Below are 18,682 nucleotides of genomic sequence, written 5' to 3' on the forward strand. Positions count from 1 at the left end.
GGATTTTTCCATTAAGGAGGGGTTTTCTTTGGCTACAAGACAATCCGTCGGAGAGCACATCCAAAGAAGCGAAGATGCTTATGATTATGCTTTATCTCAATTTGAAACTGCAAGCAGGCAGGAACATTACAATGAGACAGAGTTCAGCGATGCGCAGCTGATGCTTGAAAACGCGGTCAATGAATTAAACAAGCTTTCGCTGTTTGCCAATGAGCAACAAAGGGAGGAAATTCACCGCAAAAGGCTTCAGCTGCAAACCCTTCAAAACAATATGATTCTGCAGAGATCGTATGAAAGATGAACCCTTTTTGAAAGGGTTCATTTTTTTGAAAAAAAGTGATTGACAAAAAGGACGATGTATTTAATGTATTAGGTGTACTATATCGAGTAATACAATTAACACACACATGTAAAGGAGTAATACTCATGAGTGATAAACATAAAAAAATAACGCCGATGGTGGTCGTGGCGTTTATCATTGCCTGTTCGTTCTTGTTTGTTCTTGCGAAGCTGGGCTTTATAATTCAAGAAAATTTGGGATACGTGTTTTTTTAAAAGTGAATGACCTGAGATTGAACGAGAAAGAAGGGAGATAGATGATTCAAATCGATCCGAGAAGCTCTACCCCGATCTATGAGCAGATTATCCAGCAGATGAAAGAGCTTTGCTTAAAAGGGATAATCAAGCCTGGAGATAAACTTCCTTCTGTCAGAGAGCTTGCAACCATTATCATTGCAAACCCGAATACTGTCAGCAAAGCCTATAAAGAACTTGAACGGGAAGGAATAATTGAAACGTTGAGGGGGAGAGGAACGTATATTTCAGAAAACGCGAAAGTTACGCTTGATGAAGGGAAGATTGCGATGATTAAAGAGCAGTTAAAGCAGCTGATCATCGATGCGCATTACGCTGGGATCGACACTAAAAAGCTGCAGGAGTGGATGGCGGAAATCGACGAAGAAGTGAGAGGAGGGGAAGTGAATGATTGAGCTCAAATCTGTATCAAAAACGATTGACGGAAAACAAATACTCAAAAACATCTCCTTTAAGCTTGAGGAAGGAGAGATTTTCGGACTGCTCGGCAGAAACGGCTCAGGGAAAACGACGCTTCTCCGCCTGATTCAGCAAATCCTGCTGCCTGATGAGGGAGATATCTACTTCGGCAGCGTCAAGGTGAAGGACCATCCGCTCGTCAAGCGCAATATCGTCTATATGCCCGTTCAAAACACCTATTTCGAAAAATACAATTACAAACAGCTCGTCAATATTTTGCGAAACATTTATCCTGACTTTGATGTTACATACGCTAATGAATTAATGAACCGCTACGATATTCCCGAAACAAAAAAGTACAGGGAATTGTCTACAGGATTGAAAAAGCAAATGTCGCTGATCTTGTCATTTGCGATCCGGCCGGCGGTCATCCTGCTCGATGAACCGACAGACGGCATTGATGCCGTCACAAGACAAGATGTTCTCCAGCTGATGGTCGATGAAGTGGCTGAAAACAACACGACGATTCTCATCACATCCCACCGGCTTGAGGATATTGAAAGAATGTGCAACCGAATCGGTTTTCTCGAAGACAATACATTGTCGAACATCATGGATCTTGATGAACTGAAAGGCGATTTTATTAAAATCCAAATGGCATTTGAAGAAGATGTCAATTTGAAAATCAGGGAAAGGGAAATCCCTGTTTTGGATCACACCGGCGTGTTTTATACGGTGTTGATTCCGAAAGCAGACGATGTGAGCAAACAATTTCTAAAAAGTTTGTCTCCGAAAGTTTGGAACGAGCTTCCGGTCAGTCTTGAGGAAGTATTCATCGCAAAGTATGGAGGTAAGCGAAGATGGTAGACCGCGGACTTTTATATAAAGAGTGGAAACAGCATTTCTGGATTTTTTTAGTTGTGTTTGCAGCGGTGATGCTGAGTGAACCGTTTTCGATTTTAAATGATTATTTTCAGTATCAAGGATGTCTTGCGGAACAGAAAAAATTTCCCGATATAGAGTGCGTTTTATATAAAGATTATGAGATAAGCGGGGTCATGAGAATGTTCTGGATTGGCGGAGTCGCGCTTGCACTCAGCCAGATCGGGTTTGAACGGAGCAGAGGAACGCTTGATTTCACACTCGGGCTCCCTTATAGGCGAGGCATCATTTTCAATACGAAATATTTCTTGGGTATTACAATTCTTTTAACAGCCCAGCTATTATCTTACTTGTTATCTTATGCCTTAGTTGTTTTGTATAAGGTTGACGTCGTCAACTTTCACGAGTATTTTATCGGATCGGTCATATTCTGCTTTATGGTCTACTCGCTTGTCATGGCGGCGGGCGCGATGACCGGCAATCCGCTGGCCCAGATGATTGTTGCTTTTTCAACGTCGATTCTGCCTTATTTGCTGATCGGCCTTCCGATGGCAAACTTGCAGATTATCATGAGTTTCTTTGGGGTTAATTCTGCTTTATTTTCTCAGGATTCATATTTTTTAAATTATATAACGCCGATTGTGTACCTCGACGGTTTCGGCGTCCATAACGGCGGCTTGGCCTTTACGCTGTTGATTCCGCTGGTCATGGGGATCTTGTTTTATATAATCGGCTATTTTTGCTTTATCAAACAGCAGCTTGAACGGAACGGACATTTTTTTCTCTGGAGAAAAATGGATCGCCCGATTCAAATTCTCGTGATTTTATTTGGCATCTGGGGATTCGGCGCAGCCACTTCTTCTAGCCTGTTCAGCTATATCTTCGGTATGTTGATCGGTTCGGCAGTCGGATTCTTAATCAGTTACTTCTTGATTTTCAAAAAAATAAAACAGCTGTAATCCATAATGGAGAGGAGATTTACAAATGATCAGTGTAGAGCATATTCACCACTCATTTAAAGTCGGTAAAAAGGGGAGGGAAAATGAAGTTAAAGTGTTAAAGGATGTCTCGCTTACCGTTGAAAAAGGCGAAATCGCCTGCATTGTCGGACGGAGCGGTTCCGGAAAATCGACGCTGTTGAACTTGATTTCCGGCTATATCGCCCCGACAAAAGGTAAGATCGTCATTGACGGTACGGATGTCACAAAGTACAGCGAAAAAGAATGGGCGGCATTCAGGCTTGAACATTTCGGCTTCATCTTTCAAAGTTTTCAGCTGATTCCGAGCTTGACGACTTACGAAAACATCGAACTGCCTCTGACTTTAAAAGGTGTTCATCCGTCTGAGCGGAAGCAGCGCGTCAATGAGATGCTTCACCGCGTCGGCCTTGAAAACCACGCTGGACACTATCCGAATGAGCTTTCAGGCGGACAGCAGCAGCGCGTCAGCATCGCCCGCGCTTTGATTTTGAATCCGTCAATCATTTTAGCCGACGAACCGACCGGAAGCCTCGATTCCGAAACAGAGCAGGAAATCCTCGAATTCATTCGGCAGCTGAACAGGGAGCGCGGTATTACATTCGTCATCATCACGCACGATGACGAGGTGGCATCGATCGCCAAAACGAAATTTCAGTTATCTGACGGCGTATTAGAGAAGGGGGAAGAGACTGTTGAAGTTTAAGGATCAGTTGAAGTTCATTAGAAGAAATATGAAGAAAAACCGCCTGCGTGTATTCATGACCATTCTCGCAACAACGGTGGCCTGCGCGTTTTTAATCGTGCTCGCATCGGTCGGATTCGGCCTGCAAAAATCGCTGACTGAACAGCTGATGAAAGAGCAAATCGTGACTGAGATAAATGTTGTCGGAAAAGAAGGGCAAAGCGATCAGAAAGTTCAAAAGAAAGACTTGAAAGAATTCGAAAATCGCAAAGATGTGTCCGCGATTATCGAGCGCACGCAGGTGTTCGCACCTGCTGAAGCAAAGTTGGGCAACAGGACAAACAATCAAATGTCGAATATCACGATTACTGACATGGCTGCTGAACAAAAAGCCAATATTAAACTCGATCGCGGCCGCGTAGCGAAAACACCGAATGAAATCGTCGTCGGCTACCATTTCGGGAAGAATCTCTGGACGAAAAAAGAAGCCCAAGATTATGAAAAGCAGATGGAAAATAATGCTGAGGAAGTAAAAGAACCAAAAGGATACGCAGAAGATATTCTCGGCAAAACAATTGAATTAAAGATCTCAAAAATGGATGAAAAAACAGGAGAAGAAGGGAAAGCGAAAACATATGATCTGAAAGTTGTCGGAGTGACGAAAAAACCTTCTTATGAATGGGCAAGCGATTCAACAGTCTATGTCAGCAACGACATGCAAAAAGACATCACCGGATTTCTGAAGGCGGACAAAGACAGCGGCACGATCGAAAAAAAGCTTTCGGTTTACGCGGATAACTTTGAACATGTCGGACAGCTGACAACAGATTTGGAGGATGAAGGCTACTACGTCGATTCAATAACGAAAAAACTCGAAAGCATTAATCTTTTTTTCATGGCTTTTAAAATCGGTCTGATCTTCGTCGGAGTCATTGCCGTCTTGATTTCAGCGATCGGCATTTTTAACACGATGACAATGGCGGTTACAGAGCGGACGCAGGAGATCGGCATTATGAAAGCGATCGGGGCAAGCCCGAACGTGATCAGGAAAATGTTTCTGCTGGAAAGCGCCTATATCGGTATCTTAGGATCTGTTTTAGGTGTTATCATTTCATACGGTGTCAGCTTTTTAGTGAACAAGATTATACCACCTATTTTATCATCGGTTTCAGAAGGAGGAGCGAGTGCGGCAGACTTCAGCATCACCTTCTCGTACATTCCGGTCAGTCTTGTCCTTATCGCGACCTTGATCAGTGCAGGCGTCGCCATTCTTTCAGGCCTGAACCCGGCCATTAAAGCGACAAGAACGAACGTGCTGACAGCATTAAGAAGAGAGCTTTAAGAAAAAAGCCGGCGGTATGCCGGCTTTTTTAACGTTTCGGAGGTCTGTACCCCGCATCACGCGCCTCCTGTTCTGTGCAGAACCAGCGGGCGACGTTTTTCGTGCGGTCATAATATGTACTTCCTGGTGTATGATAAATATGGTTGACGCTTCCTTTGATTTTGCACTCTTGTTTGCTTTCACCGCTGTTTTTCTTAGGGGAGGGCGCGCTGTGTGACGTTCCGGCCTGAGCGGTGGCGTTCTTTTCTTTTACAGTGGCTTCGGCACTGCCGCTTTTTTCTTCAGCCTTAGCCAGTTTTTCTGACAGCGATTTTGTTTTTTTCGTAAGCGAGTCTTTTTCTTTTGTCAGTTTTTCATTTTCTTTTTTTAATGTGTCATTCTCCGTTTTGGCTGCCTTCAGTTTTTCGTTTGCTTGATTGAGCTGCTGCTTTAATGCGGTTTGCTCCTTTTGTACAGCGCTGTGTTCAGTTTTCAGTTCCTGAAGCTCGGTTGTCAGGTCCTCTGTTTTTGTCTCATCGACGGCATATGTTTCCTCACTGTAATAAGGCGCAGAGATGATCAGGAGGAGAAGTCCGCCTGCAAAACAAGGATAAAAGAGTTTTCTGGAAAACCTTTTGCCTGGAGAAAAGATTCTTCTGATCAAATGAAATACAAGATAGCAGATGGAAAAAATAAAGGATAAAAACCCGATCAGCATGATAGATTCCATGATTCGTCTCCTTTCGTGTTTGATAACTATATTTTAGCTTAAAAAGAAAAAAATGTTTATACCAAAAAACTTCTTGCAAATCTAAATATTCAAACGTAAAATAAAGAAATCATTTAAAAAACCGAATATGGAGCTTATAAAGAGAGATGGAGGGACTGGCCCGGCGAAATCTCAGCAACCTGCAGCAGAGCAAGGTGCTAAATCCAGCAGAATGTCAGGCGCATTCTGAAAGATAAGTTGAACAACTCTTTCAGGCGCCGAAAGAGTTTTTTTTATTTTGGAGGAGGAGATGTACATGAACAAGATATTAAAATGGACTTCCGTGCTGGGACTGGCCTTGAGCCTGGCGCTTCTGGCCGCATGCGGAAACAATGCCGAAAGCGATGGTAAAACGATCAAAATAGGCGCTACTGCAGGACCGTATTACGATATGGTCAAAAAAGCGATTCAGCCTGAACTTGAGAAAAAAGGCTACAAAGTTGAAGTGGTTGAATTCACCGACTATGTACAGCCGAACACGGCGTTAAGCGAAGGCGAACTCGACGCCAATTTGTTTCAACATGAGGTTTTTATGAAATCATACAATCAAGAAAACAATAAACATCTTGCTGCACTCATTTCTGTGCCGACCGCTCCGATGGGTCTCTATTCTGCCAAATATAACGACTTGAACGATGTCAAAAACGGGGCGGAAGTGGCTGTTCCAAACGATCCGGCCAATGCCGCCAGGGCATTTTTAACGCTCCAGGATCAGGGGCTGATTCGGCTGAAAAGCGATGTCGACACATTGAAAGCCTCTGTGCAGGATATTGCGGAAAATCCGAAAAAGCTGACATTTAAACAGCTTGAATCTGCCAATCTTCCAAGAGCGGTCGATGACCTGGATATCGCGGCTGTCCCGGGTAATTTCGCTCTCTCCGCTAATATGAAGTTGCAGGACGCGCTGGCGCTTGAGAACATGCCTGACCGCTACCGCAATCAAGTGGTAGTGGATGAAAAAAACAAAGACAAGCCATTCGCCAAAGATCTCAAAGAAGCGGTACGATCCAAAGCTTTCGAAGATGCGATCGATCGGGAATTCGCCGGTTTCGGAAAGCCAAAATGGATGACGCAATCATAAAAAAATTCCCCCTTTAAAAAGGGGGTTTTTTATGTTGAAAATCGAAATCGTGTCAATTGAAAAAAATGGGCAAAACGAATAGAATCTAGAGGGAATGCTAAAGAGAAAGAAGGAAACGCTATGCCGCGCACATTATGGCTATTGGTCATCGGAATGTTTATCAATGTCACAGGGGCATCTTTTTTATGGCCGCTGAATACCATCTATATCCATCAGCATTTGGGAAAGTCGCTGACAGCGGCCGGATTTGTGCTGATGCTGAACTCAGGGGCAAATGTGCTGGGCAACCTGTTCGGGGGATATCTATTCGATAAAATCGGCGGATTTAAAACCGTCGTACTTGGAATTGTGATCACGTTTGCGAGCCTTTCAGGCCTCGTCTTTTTTCACGAGTGGTTCCAATACATTCTTTTCTTAACACTGGCCGGTTTTGGATCAGGGATCGTGTTTCCGGCATGCTATGCAATGGCCGGCTCGGTTTGGCCGGAAGGCGGCAGAAAGCCGTTCAATGCTGTATACGTGGCGCAAAATGCAGGGGTGGCAGTTGGTTCAGCGCTCGGCGGAATTGTCGCGTCTTTTTCATTTACGTATGTTTTTCTGGCGAATGCAATGCTGTATGCCGTCTTTTTCATGATTGCGATTTTCGGATTTAGACGCATTCGGTCTGAAAAAGCCATGCAGTCTTCTGTTTTGGATCATGCCGATTCAGTCAGCGGGAAATCTAGATTCTCCGCGCTTTTGGTTATATGTACGGGCTACCTGCTCGGCTGGGTCGCTTATTCGCAATGGTCCTCGACCATCGCTTCACACACCCAGGAGCTGGGGATATCTCTTGGGCAGTACAGCGTACTTTGGACAGTGAACGGGGCGCTCATTGTTTTCGGTCAGCCGCTGATCGGTTTTTTTGTGAAACGGTTTGCCGAATCGCTGAAAAACCAAATCGTGATCGGATTTGTCATTTTTATGATGGCATACGGAATTTTGTTTGGCGCTGAACGGTTTCCGGCGTTTCTTGCCGCGATGGTTGTGCTGACCATTGGCGAAATGCTTGTATGGCCGGCTGTGCCGACAATCGCCAACCGTCTCGCTCCGAGGGGAAAAGAAGGGTTTTATCAAGGGTTTGTCAACAGTATGGCGACCGGCGGAAGAATGATCGGGCCGCTTTTTGGCGGAATGCTGGTTGATTATTTCAATATGCAGCTTTTGCTTGCGGTTCTGCTCGTATTGCTGCTGTTCGCAATAGGAACGGCGTTTTTATACGACAGGAAGGAAAAGCAGCTCTCCGCTCAATCAGATGCATAAGTGGTATAGAAAAAATAGGTAATTGTAATTATATGAAAATGAATCGAAGGAATCAAGATTATCAACCAAATCTTCACATATAATGGAAGAAACAAGCTTTTTTTCTTCTCAGACAGAACACATTTTCTGTATGGTAGTATCGAATATCATCGCAAGGGGTCTAGGGGGGCTGCTCGATGGCCTGAAGTCGCTTGACTAAACTAAGGGCTTTAGGAAGGTGATGAAGATGCTGCATCAAGTTTTGGTTGCTTGTTTGATTGGAGGGATTATGGGGGTTCTCGGGCACGTTAAAAAAAGAGGGCGCCTCGAGAAACCGAGAACAACGAAACGATTCATTTACCTTGGATTTTTTGAAGATATTCTTGTCGGAATGGTTGCTTCTATTTTGCTTGTTTTATCTGCGGAACCTGATTCTGGAATTCAGCTTGTCGTGTTATCGATCATTGCCGGCTACGGCGGTGAAGCTGTATTGAGAAGCTTTGACTTTGTCAGAGAACAGCAGGCAAATGTACAGAACTCCGAACGGCAAAACAAATCTCCACACGATTAAGATCCTCACTCTTACCCTTTTTTCAGCACATTCCCATTGTATACAAACCTGCTTGCACTTATGAACAGAATTCTATAAAATACAGATAAGATTACGGTTACGGCAAGAACAGTGAAGAGGAGCAGTAAGAAGCCCATTTTGTTTCAGAGAGTTGACGGCTGGTGAAAGTCAATCAAATGAGCTTCCGAACTCGCCTCAGAGTTGCAGCAGTGATGAGCTGCTGCCGCGTATCTGCGTTACAGATATCAAGTGAGTGTGCCGCATGCACACTAACAAGGGTGGTACCGCGGGAAATCTCTCGTCCCTTCTTAGGGATGGGAGAGTTTTTTTGATTTTAGAATAATCTGAATATAACGCTGCCAGTCCCGTCCATACTTGAATACAAAGAAGCCGTACTCATATTCAAAGGAGGTTTTTACAATTGAGTTTTGACCATCAAACAATCGAGAAAAAGTGGCAGGACTATTGGCTTAAAAATAAAACGTTCGCCACGCGTGAAGATAAATCCAAACCGAAATTTTATGCATTGGACATGTTTCCGTATCCGTCAGGCGCAGGCCTTCACGTCGGACACCCTGAAGGCTATACGGCAACTGACATTTTGTCCCGCATGAAACGGATGCAAGGGTACAATGTCCTCCATCCGATGGGCTGGGATGCATTCGGGCTTCCTGCGGAACAATATGCGCTGGATACGGGAAACGATCCTGCCGTCTTTACCGAGCAGAACATTGACAACTTCCGCCGCCAGATCAGAGCGCTCGGCTTTTCGTATGACTGGGACAGAGAAGTCAATACAACAGATCCGGACTACTATAAATGGACGCAGTGGATTTTCTTAAAGCTTTACGAAAAAGGTCTCGCTTATGTAGATGAAGTCCCTGTAAACTGGTGTCCTGCGCTTGGAACCGTTCTTGCCAATGAAGAAGTCATCGACGGCAAAAGCGAACGCGGCGGCCATCCTGTAGAACGCCGTCCAATGAAGCAGTGGATGCTGAAGATTACCGCTTATGCCGACCGTCTGCTTGAAGATCTGGAAGAACTCGACTGGCCGGAAAGCATCAAAGAGATGCAGCGCAACTGGATCGGCCGTTCCGAAGGGGCGCATGTTCATTTTGCGGTCGACGGCACAGACGAAACGTTTACGGTTTTCACAACGCGGCCAGATACATTATTCGGTGCCACATATGCCGTTTTGGCTCCGGAGCACGATTTGGTTCAAAAAATCACGACGCCTGAACAGCAAGACGCGGTCGACGCCTATATCGAAGAAGTTCAATCAAAGAGCGACTTGGAGCGGACAGACCTTGCCAAAACAAAGACAGGCGTCTTCACAGGTGCTTATGCCGTCAATCCGGCAAACGGGGAAAAAATTCCGGTATGGATCGCGGACTATGTCTTGGCTACATACGGAACTGGAGCGGTCATGGCCGTCCCTGCCCATGATGAGCGGGACCACGAATTCGCATCAGCATTCGGGCTGCCGATCAAAGAAGTCGTCAAAGGCGGAGATGTTGAGAAAGAAGCTTATACAGGCGACGGCGAACACATCCATTCAGATTTTCTGAACGGCCTTGATAAAGCGGCTGCGATCGAAAAAATGATTCAGTGGCTTGAGGAAAACGGGAAGGGCGAGAAAAAGGTAACATACCGCCTCCGCGACTGGCTGTTCAGCCGTCAGCGCTACTGGGGCGAGCCGATCCCGGTCATCCATTGGGAAGACGGCACATCGACTCCGGTTCCTGAAGAAGAGCTGCCGCTGATCTTGCCGAAAACGTCGGAAATCAAACCGAGCGGAACGGGTGAGTCCCCTCTTGCGAACATTAAAGAATGGGTGGAAGTGACAGACCCTGAAACAGGCAAAAAGGGAAGACGCGAAACGAATACGATGCCGCAATGGGCGGGAAGCTGCTGGTACTTCCTGCGCTACATCGATCCGAAAAACCCGAACGAACTGGCTTCTCCTGAAAAATTACAGGAATGGCTTCCTGTCGATATGTATATCGGAGGGGCGGAACACGCCGTTCTTCACTTATTGTATGCGCGCTTCTGGCATAAATTCCTTTATGACATCGGGGTCGTTCCGACGAAAGAGCCGTTCAAACAGCTTTATAACCAAGGAATGATTCTTGGTGAAAACAACGAAAAAATGAGCAAATCCAAAGGCAATGTCGTCAATCCGGACGAAATAGTGGAGACTCATGGTGCGGACACGCTCCGGCTGTACGAAATGTTCATGGGGCCTTTGGATGCATCGATCGCCTGGTCAACGACAGGACTTGACGGCGCCCGCCGCTTCCTTGACCGCGTATGGCGTCTGTTCATCGATGACAATGGCGGGTTAAACGAGAAGATCGTTGAAGGAGCCGGCGAAACGCTTGAGCGCGTCTACCACGAAACGGTCATGAAAGTAACAGACCATTTCGAAGGTCTGCGCTTCAATACAGGTATTTCTCAGCTGATGGTCTTCATCAATGAAGCATATAAAGCTGATCAGCTTCCGAAAGAATACATGGAAGGCTTCGTGAAATTGCTGTCTCCTGTTGCGCCTCACTTGGCTGAAGAGCTGTGGAGCCGACTTGGACATGAGGAAACGATCACGTATGAAGCATGGCCTGTCTATGATGAAGCAAAGCTCGTTGATGACGAAGTCGAAATCGTCGTTCAGCTGAACGGAAAGGTGAAAGCGAAGCTGAACGTTCCAGCCGACGCCGACAAAGAACAGCTTGAAGAGCTGGCGAAAAACAATGAAAAAGTAAAAGAACAGCTCGAAGGGAAAACGATCAGAAAAGTGATTGCTGTACCTGGAAAGCTTGTAAATATTGTCGCAAATTAATGGAAAAGCCCCTTCAATCCGAAGGGGCTTTTCAGCGTGCCGACAAACCCGCGCATTCGTTGGCAGGCCTGCTAAGCCGGTGCTTACGATAGGAGAAAAGATCAGGCGGCTAACCGCCTAACACCGCCGTCACCACATCCTGTGGAAGACCGCTCCGATGCTCGGCTTTCCCAGACTGCAAGGATTGCGGGACAAAGGATGACAAAATCCCAAAACTAAAAGCCGTTTTGGGATTTTTTTTAATAATCTGAAAGCCCTGTCATTCCGCCGAAAGGATGAAAATATTTCAGCCGTTCGCTTCGTTTCAAATGATCCATGACCGCTTAAAATGGGAAAAAAGGAGATGATGATGATGCATTTTTCCGATTTTTCCGCCGCACAGGTCAGAATCGCCCGGCCTACAGACCGTTTTGACGAAATCGTTGCGTTTTACGAAAAGGGGCTGGGCCTGAAAAAGCTTGGCGGTTTTTCCGGACATCAAGGGTATCATGGCGTCATGTTCGGCCTGCCGAATGTCCAATATCACCTTGAATTCACCTCCCATATCGGAGGCAGCCCTTGTCCGGCACCGACCAAAGACAATCTGCTCGTCTTTTATATTCCTGATCAGAAGGAAATCAAGAGTATTTTAAAAAGGCTCGCTGACATGGGCCATCACGAAGTGCCGCCTGAAAATCTGTATTGGAAGGACAAAGGAGCAACAGTGGAAGATCCGGACGGCTGGCGGATCGTGCTGATGAATACCGAAGGCATTTAGATATAGGAACGTTATGCCTGTGCCCAGTCTCTTGCTTTCGTGCGGACGATATCTGTAAAAGCCGCCATTGCAGGAGAAAGCCATTTGTTTTTATGATAAGCCATTTGAGTGGAAAACAGGGCGTCGCGGACAAGCGTGCCCTGAAGCTTTCCTTCTTCGATATCAGTGCGCGTTGTGATCAAAGGAAGAAGGGATACGCCCAAACCGCACATCACGCACTGTTTAATCGCTTCGACACTCCAAAATTCCATCGTATGGTCGGCAATGACTCCCCTTTGACGTAAATACTCCTCAAAAAAATCACGGTAGCTGCAGCCGTGCTCCGTATATAAAAACGTTTCATTTGCGGTAAAAGTCAAATCATCAAGGGCCTTTTGTCCTGCCGGGTGTTCCTTTGGAAAGATGAACACCATCGGCTCATTGACCAGCTTTTCAACATGAAGGTCGTTTTCTTTCCGATCGTTGTCCAAAAGAAAAGCGACATCGATTTTTCCCTGCTTCAATTCATCTCTCAGCTGCCAGCACGTGGAAGACTTTAATGTGACCGTGACCTGCGGATATTTGTTAGTAAATTCGTGAAGAATGGCAGGCAATCTGTAAACCGTTAAAGATTCCGAGGCGCCGATGATCAAGTTTCCCGACGGCTCCTGGTCGTTTTCCGGAATGTGCCTCGCTTTTTCATACAGTTCGACCATTTCTGCGGCATAAGGGAGAAGGTGTTTTCCTGCTTCTGTCAGCATCATTTTTTTCCCCAGCCTGTAGAACAGCGGCTTTCTTAATTCTTGTTCGATTGCTTGAACGTGCGAAGTCACAGTGGACTGCGCATATCCCAAATAATCGGCAGCACGGGTAAAACCGCCGATATCCACGATGGTTTTGAATGTTTTCAAATGTCGGATCTCCATCTCGTCCATCTCCCTTTTATTTTATATCGAAAAATTCGAAGTTGCAGATCGATAATATCTATTTTACTGATGAATTAAACAAGATTACAATCATTTTAAACGACTTTGCGAAAGGATTGTATCAGTATGAGAGAAAAAAAGCTTGGCCCTTTATTATTAAGCGGGCTGATGACGGGGCCTATTTTAGGGTCGGGAATCATTCTGCTGCCGCCGATGATTCATCAGACAGCGGGGGACTATGCGATTTTTGCATGGCTGTTGATGTTGGGAATCGGTTTTTTATTTGCCTGGATTTTTGCCAGATTGAGCGTCGAGTATCCGAATGATGCCGGGATTGCTTATGCGGCTGAAAAAGCGTTCGGTTCCCGTGTTAAAAAGTTGGCAGTCTTTTATTTTATCATGGCTGCGAGCTTCGGCCCCGCCGCCGTATTAATGACGGCCGGCGAATATATTCACTCTCTTGCGGCCGGCACGGCATTTCCTGCTGAACTGTACGGCTTCATTTTTTTTATCTTTTGTATGGTAGTCCTTTGCTTTAATCTTTCATTTGTCGGCATGGTTGCACTCATTTTTTCCACTGCCGCGGCCCTCATTCTGTTTGGAAGCAGCGCAGCTTCTGTGCCTTACTTTCGTGAGGGGCCGCTCGTAGACGGAACATTTCAGTTTGCCGATTTTGGCCGCGGATTGCTGCTGCTGTTCTGGGCATTAGTCGGATGGGAAATCGTCGGCAACTACAGCATGGAAGTGAAAAACCGCGGGAAAACGATTCCCCGGGCCGTCGTGATCAGCAGTCTGACGGTAACGCTCATATATGTGGCGACTGCGGCAGCTGTTCAATGGATTGATCCGGGGTTCTTCGCAAACGGACAATTGAAGCTGGCGATGATGCTGACGCCGTTGTTCGGATCTTTTGCATTGCCGGTGATCGCTGTGCTCACCGCTGTTCTCTGCATGTGCGCTTATTTTCAGGTGACAGGCGGAGCAGCCAGGCTGGTGGCATCGCAGGCCGGCGGGCTGTTTGCCCGCAGATCAAGGGGAAATCAGCCGATGGCAGCACTGGGGCTTATGTTTTTCATTCATACCGTCGTTTTTGTCTGCCTGATGTTTCACTTTCTTAATGTTGAGACACTGGTCCTGATCGCAAACGCCTTTTTCATCTGCAACTCGCTGTGCGGTCTTGCCGCTGCTTACAAGCTGCTGTCCGGTCGCGTTTACAAAATAGGCTGCCTCTTTCTCATGGGGTGCTTCTCGCTGCTTCTTTTGTTTTCATCACCCTGGATATTACTGTTTATCATGCTGACCAGCGCCTTGTTTGTGGTGAACTTCCGTCAACTTATCATCTGGAAAAAGGTAAAACGCCCTTTCAAATCGTATTAATGAATCAAACGGAAAAAAGAAAGGGGAACACGATGCGCAGTCAACTTTTCAAACTGCTCGGCGATTTGCCGGAGAAAAAAAGCATTGATGTGAGCACTCTTAAAATTGAAGAAAAGTCATCTTTTATTCTTGAAACGCTTTTGCTTGATTTAAACGGAATTGAAGCGGTACCGGCCTATTTTGCAAAACCGAAACAGATGAACGGCAAGCGGCCGGCCGTGCTTTACTGTCATTCACACGGAGGACGTTACGAAAGGGGAAAGGAGGAGCTGATTGAAGGAGCGGATTACTTGCAAACGCCGCCGTTCGCCGAGGAATTGACGGCCTTGGGATTTTCCGTGCTTGCGATTGACCATTGGGCTTTCGGAGACAGGCGGGGCAAAACGGAGAGTGAGATATTTAAAGAAATGCTTTGGACAGGACGGGTGATGTGGGGAATGATGGTCTTCGACAGCATCAGAGCCATCGATTACCTGAGCATGCGTGAGGACACAGACGAAAGCCGCATCGCTTCACTCGGCATGTCGATGGGTGGTCTGATGGCCTGGTGGACTGCTGCATTGGATGAACGGGTCAGCGTATGCGTTGATATATGCGCGCAGGTGGACAGCGAAACATTAATCAAGACGCAGAATTTGGACCGTCACAATCTCTATTCGTATGTTCCAGGGCTGGTCAAGCACTTTTCAACCGCTCAAATCGAAAGCCTGATCGCTCCAAGGCCCCATTTAAGCCTGGTCGGAACCGCAGATAAACTAACGCCAGTTCAAGGAATTGACCTCATTGAAGAAAAGCTGTCCGATGTGTATAAAGAAAAAGGCGCCGGTGAACGCTATGAAGTGTTTCGCTCTCATTCAGGGCACTTCGAGACAGCCGGAATGAGGCATAAAGCGATCGGTTTCTTAAAAACATGGCTGTAAAACAGGAGGTGAATCACTGTGAAAAAGGTGACGATCATCGGAGGGAACGGCACGGTCGGCCGCGTGTTAGCGGGCGGATTGGCAGGCGAAGGATACGAGGTGACAGTGCTGGATTTAAAAGAACCGGATGAAAAGCCGGCTGTCCGGTTTGTCCGGGTGGATGCGGCAGATTACAATGAAGTCGTGAAAAGCATTCCTCTGAATACGGATGCGGTGATCAACCTTTTGGCTGTCAAGCCGACAGGCGATTTGCTTGACCGGCGGGAGTTTGAGAAAATGACGGATATCTTTTTTAAAGCGACATATACGATTTTGCGGGCGGCGGCGGAGCTCGGCGTGCCGAAGGTGGTATTTGCAAGCAGCAACCATGTGACAGATGTGTATGAAAAGAACGGCGATTCTCTGCTGGGGAGGAAGATCAACACGGATGACTACCCGCAGTCCAAAAGCTTGTACGGCTTGCTAAAATTGGCGTCCGAAAATCTCGGCTATCTTTTCTCGCACCAATCAGACGCCAAGGTTTCCGTGATCAATCTGCGGATCGGGACAGCCGCTGAAAATGAGCAAGAAACGCTGCGCGCAAAACCGAGGAGCAAAAAAACGCTGTTATCCCACCCCGACCTCGTCCAAATCTTTAAAGCCGCAATCGAATCCGTCAAAACATACGGTACATATTATGCTGTCAGCGACAATAAGGGGCGGCCGTGGTCGATCGATTCCGCCATTGGGGAACTGGGGTTCAAGCCGAAAGTCAGCACCTCAGACATCCTTGATGAAGACTGACGTATCATCTTCTAAGGTGATGATCTTTTTCTCCGCTTTTCTGATCCTGCTTAAAAAATGATTATAGACGCTCTCCTTTCTGTTTGCTACATTTTAGACACGATATCGTAATATTTTGACAGCGCTTACAAGGAGGGGGAAATGACGATCAGGCATTCTGCTGGAAGCCGCGTGTTTGACATATTGAATTATTCATTTTTAACAGGGTTCGGATTGGTTTGTGTGCTGCCGTTCATTCATGTTATCGCAGCCTCTTTTGCGACAGTTGAGGAGGTCATTTCGAAAAAGTTTATCTTAATACCGACAACTTTTTCGCTGGATGCGTACAGGTATATTTTTTCAACTGACATTGTGTACAGAAGCTTAATCATTTCTATTCTTGTCACAGCCGCAGGGACGGCGGTCAGCATGTTTCTATCCTCTTTAATGGCATACGGGTTGTCGAGAAAGGAGCTGATGGGAAGGCGCGTCCTCATGTTCTTGGTTGTGTTCACGATGCTGTTCAGCGGAGGGATGATCCCAACCTTTCTCGTTGTAAAATCGCTCGGCTTGCTCGATACCTATTGGTCTCTGATTCTTCCGACGGCCATCAATGCGTTTAACTTGATCATTTTAAAGAACTTTTTTCAAAACATACCGTCAAGCCTCGAGGAATCCGCCAAAATCGACGGCTGCAATGACATCGGAATCTTCTTCCGCATCATTCTTCCGTTGTCTTTGCCGGCGATTGCGACAATTTCGCTGTTTTACGCCGTCACCTATTGGAATACGTACATGCAAGCGATTCTGTACTTGAGCGATGCGACAAAATGGCCGATACAAGTTTTGCTTCGCCAGATTGTCATCGTATCAAGCGGTATGCAAGGGGATATGACGGAGATGGGGGCAGCCGCGGCGCCGCCGGAACAAACGATCAAAATGGCGGTCATTGTCGTTGCAACCATACCGGTGCTGCTCGTGTATCCGTTTATTCAAAAGCACTTTGCAAAAGGCGCTCTTTTAGGGTCAATTAAAGGATAAAAACGGAGGGGACAATATGGGGAAAAAATGGCTGATAGCGATTTTTGCGTTCGCGCTTTTGGCCGGCGGACTGTTTGGCTGTTCGAAAAGCGGAGCAGATCAGGCTTCTACAAAGGATGAGAAAGTCGATCTGAACTCGCCTTTGGACTTGAGCTGGATGGTAATCCTTTATCATCAGCAGCCGCCGAAGGATACAGCGATTAAAAAAATCGAGGAGCTCACCAATACAAAGCTCGATTTAATGTGGGTGCCTGATGCAGTAAAAGAAGACCGCTTAAACTCAGCGCTCGCCGCCGGAAACCTGCCGAAAGTCGTCACCATTCAGGACATTAAAAATTCATCTGTCATGAATGCGTTCAGATCGGGGATGTTTTGGGAGGTTGGTCCTTATTTAAAGGATTATCCGAATTTAAGCAAGATGAACAAGCTGATCAATAAAAACGCTTCAATCGACGGAAAGCTTTACGGCATCTACAGGGAGCGCCCGTTATCAAGACAGGGGGTTGTCATCCGTAAAGACTGGCTTGACAACCTTGGGCTCGATATACCAAAGACGGTTGATGAACTTTACGAAACAGCGAAGGCATTTACAGAAAAAGATCCTGACCAAAACGGAAAGAACGATACGATCGGCTTTACCGACAGAAACGATTTGATCTACGGCGCCTTTAAAACATTGGGGTCCTATATGGGCATGCCGACTGACTGGGAGGAAAAAGACGGCAAGTTCACGCCTGACTTCATGACAAAAGAGTACATGGATACGATGAAATATATGAAAAAACTGTATGATGAAGGGCTGATCAACAAAGACTTCCCGGTTACGAGCAAAACGCAGCAGCAGGAGATGTTTTCACAAGGGAAAGCCGGCATTTATGTCGGAAATATGGTCGATGCCGTCAATTTAAGAGACCAGTCTGTCGATGATAAAATGGAGCTTGAGATCATCAATCGGATCAAAGGACCGGACGGAAAGGAACGCGTCTGGGCATCAGGCGGGCATAACGGAATCTTTGCCTTCCCGAAAACAAGCGTCAAAACAGAAAAAGAGCTGAAGAGGATTCTGGCCTTTTTCGACCGGATCGCCGAAGAGGATGTTTACAGCCTGATGACTTACGGGATCGAAGGGGTTCACTATAAAAAAGAAGGGGAAAAACAATTCAAACGAATTGATGAAAAACTGAAAGACTGGCAGGCGGAAATTCAGCCGCTCGTCTCTCTCGTCGGCATTGATAAACAATATTTGAAAAATACGGGAGATCCGCTCCGCACAAAATATGAAGAGCTGACAGAGGACAATAATGAGATCATCGTCTCAAATCCGGCCGAAAGTTTGTACTCACCGGCCGCATCTGAAAGAGGCGATGAACTGCAAAAGATCATTGACGATGCCACATATCAATTCATCCTCGGCAAAACGGATGAAAGCCAGTTCGAGAAAGCGGTTGAAAAATGGCGGACGAACGGCGGAGATCAAGTAATAGAAGAATATGAAGAGTCATTTAAAAAAGCAGAAAAATAGAA

At 46.3% G+C, this 18,682-nt stretch carries 19 protein-coding genes, 1 riboswitch and 1 other annotated feature; of the genes, 17 read left to right on the top strand and 2 right to left on the bottom strand.

Translation table 11 applies throughout. The features are described 5' to 3' along the window. The first annotated feature begins 28 nt into the window (after positions 1-28). The 7 genes from M1D90_RS05580 (at position 29) to M1D90_RS05610 (ending at position 4,879) form a co-directional block, all read left to right on the top strand. Positions 29-301, top strand: a complete 273-nt coding sequence (locus tag M1D90_RS05580; RefSeq protein ID WP_065643617.1) for a YtzC family protein — start codon at positions 29-31, stop codon at positions 299-301. Between the two features lie 125 nt (positions 302-426). Continuing rightward, positions 427-555, top strand: a complete 129-nt coding sequence (locus M1D90_RS05585) for a hypothetical protein (RefSeq protein ID WP_020452661.1) — start codon at positions 427-429, stop codon at positions 553-555. Positions 556-596: 41 nt separating this feature from the next. Next, complete coding sequence (locus M1D90_RS05590) at positions 597-989, top strand: GntR family transcriptional regulator (RefSeq protein WP_003184565.1); 393 nt, start codon at positions 597-599, stop codon at positions 987-989. Beyond that, a complete protein-coding gene (locus M1D90_RS05595) occupies positions 982-1,860 on the top strand; it encodes an ATP-binding cassette domain-containing protein (RefSeq protein WP_023855837.1) in 879 nt (292 codons plus the stop codon). Before M1D90_RS05590 ends, M1D90_RS05595 begins: the two co-directional genes overlap by 8 nt. Then, a complete protein-coding gene (locus M1D90_RS05600; RefSeq protein WP_128823570.1) occupies positions 1,854-2,834 on the top strand; it encodes an ABC transporter permease subunit in 981 nt (326 codons plus the stop codon). The genes M1D90_RS05595 and M1D90_RS05600 overlap by 7 nt, the downstream gene beginning before the upstream one ends. A gap of 25 nt (positions 2,835-2,859) precedes the next feature. Continuing rightward, positions 2,860-3,558 (top strand): ABC transporter ATP-binding protein, encoded by a 699-nt coding sequence (locus M1D90_RS05605; RefSeq protein WP_023855839.1) that lies wholly within the window; start codon positions 2,860-2,862, stop codon positions 3,556-3,558. Continuing rightward, entirely contained in the window at positions 3,548-4,879 is a 1,332-nt protein-coding gene (locus M1D90_RS05610) for an ABC transporter permease (protein WP_020452657.1), read from the top strand. The genes M1D90_RS05605 and M1D90_RS05610 overlap by 11 nt, the downstream gene beginning before the upstream one ends. A 28-nt stretch (positions 4,880-4,907) precedes the next feature. On the opposite strand, the gene M1D90_RS05615 is transcribed toward M1D90_RS05610, so the two are convergent. Then, complete coding sequence (locus tag M1D90_RS05615) at positions 4,908-5,588, bottom strand: sunset domain-containing protein (protein ID WP_145654350.1); 681 nt, start codon at positions 5,586-5,588, stop codon at positions 4,908-4,910. A 131-nt stretch (positions 5,589-5,719) separates the two neighbouring features. Continuing rightward, positions 5,720-5,827: riboswitch (SAM riboswitch) on the top strand. Between the two features lie 56 nt (positions 5,828-5,883). Between M1D90_RS05615 and M1D90_RS05620 the strand changes: the two genes are divergently transcribed. The 5 genes from M1D90_RS05620 (at position 5,884) to M1D90_RS05640 (ending at position 12,153) form a co-directional block, all read left to right on the top strand. Beyond that, positions 5,884-6,708, top strand: a complete 825-nt coding sequence (locus M1D90_RS05620) for a MetQ/NlpA family ABC transporter substrate-binding protein (RefSeq protein WP_456283177.1) — start codon at positions 5,884-5,886, stop codon at positions 6,706-6,708. A gap of 120 nt (positions 6,709-6,828) precedes the next feature. Continuing rightward, the gene (locus tag M1D90_RS05625; RefSeq protein ID WP_020452654.1) at positions 6,829-8,010 is read left to right on the top strand and encodes an MDR family MFS transporter; all 1,182 of its coding nucleotides are present in this window, start codon (positions 6,829-6,831) and stop codon (positions 8,008-8,010) included. A 220-nt stretch (positions 8,011-8,230) separates the two neighbouring features. Beyond that, positions 8,231-8,560 carry a DUF4257 domain-containing protein gene (locus M1D90_RS05630; RefSeq protein WP_016885609.1) on the top strand — a complete coding sequence of 110 codons (330 nt, stop codon included), beginning with the start codon at positions 8,231-8,233 and terminating at the stop codon, positions 8,558-8,560. Between the two features lie 102 nt (positions 8,561-8,662). Then, positions 8,663-8,869: a binding site (T-box leader), on the top strand. A gap of 112 nt (positions 8,870-8,981) precedes the next feature. Next, positions 8,982-11,396 (top strand): leucine--tRNA ligase, encoded by a 2,415-nt coding sequence (gene leuS / locus M1D90_RS05635; protein WP_103750249.1) that lies wholly within the window; start codon positions 8,982-8,984, stop codon positions 11,394-11,396. A gap of 349 nt (positions 11,397-11,745) precedes the next feature. Beyond that, positions 11,746-12,153: a VOC family protein gene (locus M1D90_RS05640; RefSeq protein WP_341045923.1), complete on the top strand. Its 408-nt coding sequence runs from the start codon at positions 11,746-11,748 to the stop codon at positions 12,151-12,153. Between the two features lie 11 nt (positions 12,154-12,164). Here M1D90_RS05640 and M1D90_RS05645 read toward each other — a convergent pair whose 3' ends face one another. Further along, positions 12,165-13,058: a LysR family transcriptional regulator gene (locus M1D90_RS05645; protein WP_020452651.1), complete on the bottom strand. Its 894-nt coding sequence runs from the start codon at positions 13,056-13,058 to the stop codon at positions 12,165-12,167. Positions 13,059-13,184: 126 nt separating this feature from the next. On the opposite strand from M1D90_RS05645, the gene M1D90_RS05650 reads away from it, so the two are divergent. The 5 genes from M1D90_RS05650 to M1D90_RS05670 all read left to right on the top strand — a co-directional run bounded on the left by M1D90_RS05650 (position 13,185) and on the right by M1D90_RS05670 (position 18,680). After that, complete coding sequence (locus M1D90_RS05650; RefSeq protein ID WP_095290793.1) at positions 13,185-14,435, top strand: APC family permease; 1,251 nt, start codon at positions 13,185-13,187, stop codon at positions 14,433-14,435. 32 nt (positions 14,436-14,467) lie between these two features. Next, positions 14,468-15,355, top strand: a complete 888-nt coding sequence (locus M1D90_RS05655; RefSeq protein WP_023855844.1) for a dienelactone hydrolase family protein — start codon at positions 14,468-14,470, stop codon at positions 15,353-15,355. A gap of 18 nt (positions 15,356-15,373) precedes the next feature. Continuing rightward, the gene (locus M1D90_RS05660) at positions 15,374-16,138 is read left to right on the top strand and encodes an NAD-dependent epimerase/dehydratase family protein (RefSeq protein ID WP_105981153.1); all 765 of its coding nucleotides are present in this window, start codon (positions 15,374-15,376) and stop codon (positions 16,136-16,138) included. Between the two features lie 141 nt (positions 16,139-16,279). Further along, entirely contained in the window at positions 16,280-17,158 is an 879-nt protein-coding gene (locus tag M1D90_RS05665) for a carbohydrate ABC transporter permease (protein ID WP_020452647.1), read from the top strand. A 16-nt stretch (positions 17,159-17,174) separates the two neighbouring features. Then, a complete protein-coding gene (locus tag M1D90_RS05670) occupies positions 17,175-18,680 on the top strand; it encodes an extracellular solute-binding protein (protein ID WP_023855847.1) in 1,506 nt (501 codons plus the stop codon). Positions 18,681-18,682: the final 2 nt, after the last annotated feature.

The sequence above is a fragment of the Bacillus sp. JZ34 genome (genome assembly GCF_053903205.1).

What these genes read in the sequence shown, in the direction of transcription:
- M1D90_RS05655 (WP_023855844.1), top strand. Translation starts at nt 14,468, where the DNA reads ATGCGCAGTCAACTTTTCAAACTGCTCGGCGATTTGCCGGAGAAAAAA.
- M1D90_RS05600 (WP_128823570.1), top strand. Translation starts at nt 1,854, where the DNA reads ATGGTAGACCGCGGACTTTTATATAAAGAGTGGAAACAGCATTTCTGG.
- M1D90_RS05650 (WP_095290793.1), top strand. Translation starts at nt 13,185, where the DNA reads ATGAGAGAAAAAAAGCTTGGCCCTTTATTATTAAGCGGGCTGATGACG.
- M1D90_RS05625 (WP_020452654.1), top strand. Translation starts at nt 6,829, where the DNA reads ATGCCGCGCACATTATGGCTATTGGTCATCGGAATGTTTATCAATGTC.
- M1D90_RS05585 (WP_020452661.1), top strand. Translation starts at nt 427, where the DNA reads ATGAGTGATAAACATAAAAAAATAACGCCGATGGTGGTCGTGGCGTTT.
- M1D90_RS05615 (WP_145654350.1), bottom strand. Translation starts at nt 5,588, where the DNA reads ATGGAATCTATCATGCTGATCGGGTTTTTATCCTTTATTTTTTCCATC.
- M1D90_RS05595 (WP_023855837.1), top strand. Translation starts at nt 982, where the DNA reads ATGATTGAGCTCAAATCTGTATCAAAAACGATTGACGGAAAACAAATA.
- M1D90_RS05605 (WP_023855839.1), top strand. Translation starts at nt 2,860, where the DNA reads ATGATCAGTGTAGAGCATATTCACCACTCATTTAAAGTCGGTAAAAAG.
- M1D90_RS05590 (WP_003184565.1), top strand. Translation starts at nt 597, where the DNA reads ATGATTCAAATCGATCCGAGAAGCTCTACCCCGATCTATGAGCAGATT.
- M1D90_RS05620 (WP_456283177.1), top strand. Translation starts at nt 5,884, where the DNA reads ATGAACAAGATATTAAAATGGACTTCCGTGCTGGGACTGGCCTTGAGC.
- M1D90_RS05640 (WP_341045923.1), top strand. Translation starts at nt 11,746, where the DNA reads ATGATGCATTTTTCCGATTTTTCCGCCGCACAGGTCAGAATCGCCCGG.
- M1D90_RS05630 (WP_016885609.1), top strand. Translation starts at nt 8,231, where the DNA reads ATGAAGATGCTGCATCAAGTTTTGGTTGCTTGTTTGATTGGAGGGATT.
- M1D90_RS05670 (WP_023855847.1), top strand. Translation starts at nt 17,175, where the DNA reads ATGGGGAAAAAATGGCTGATAGCGATTTTTGCGTTCGCGCTTTTGGCC.
- M1D90_RS05645 (WP_020452651.1), bottom strand. Translation starts at nt 13,058, where the DNA reads ATGGAGATCCGACATTTGAAAACATTCAAAACCATCGTGGATATCGGC.
- M1D90_RS05665 (WP_020452647.1), top strand. Translation starts at nt 16,280, where the DNA reads ATGACGATCAGGCATTCTGCTGGAAGCCGCGTGTTTGACATATTGAAT.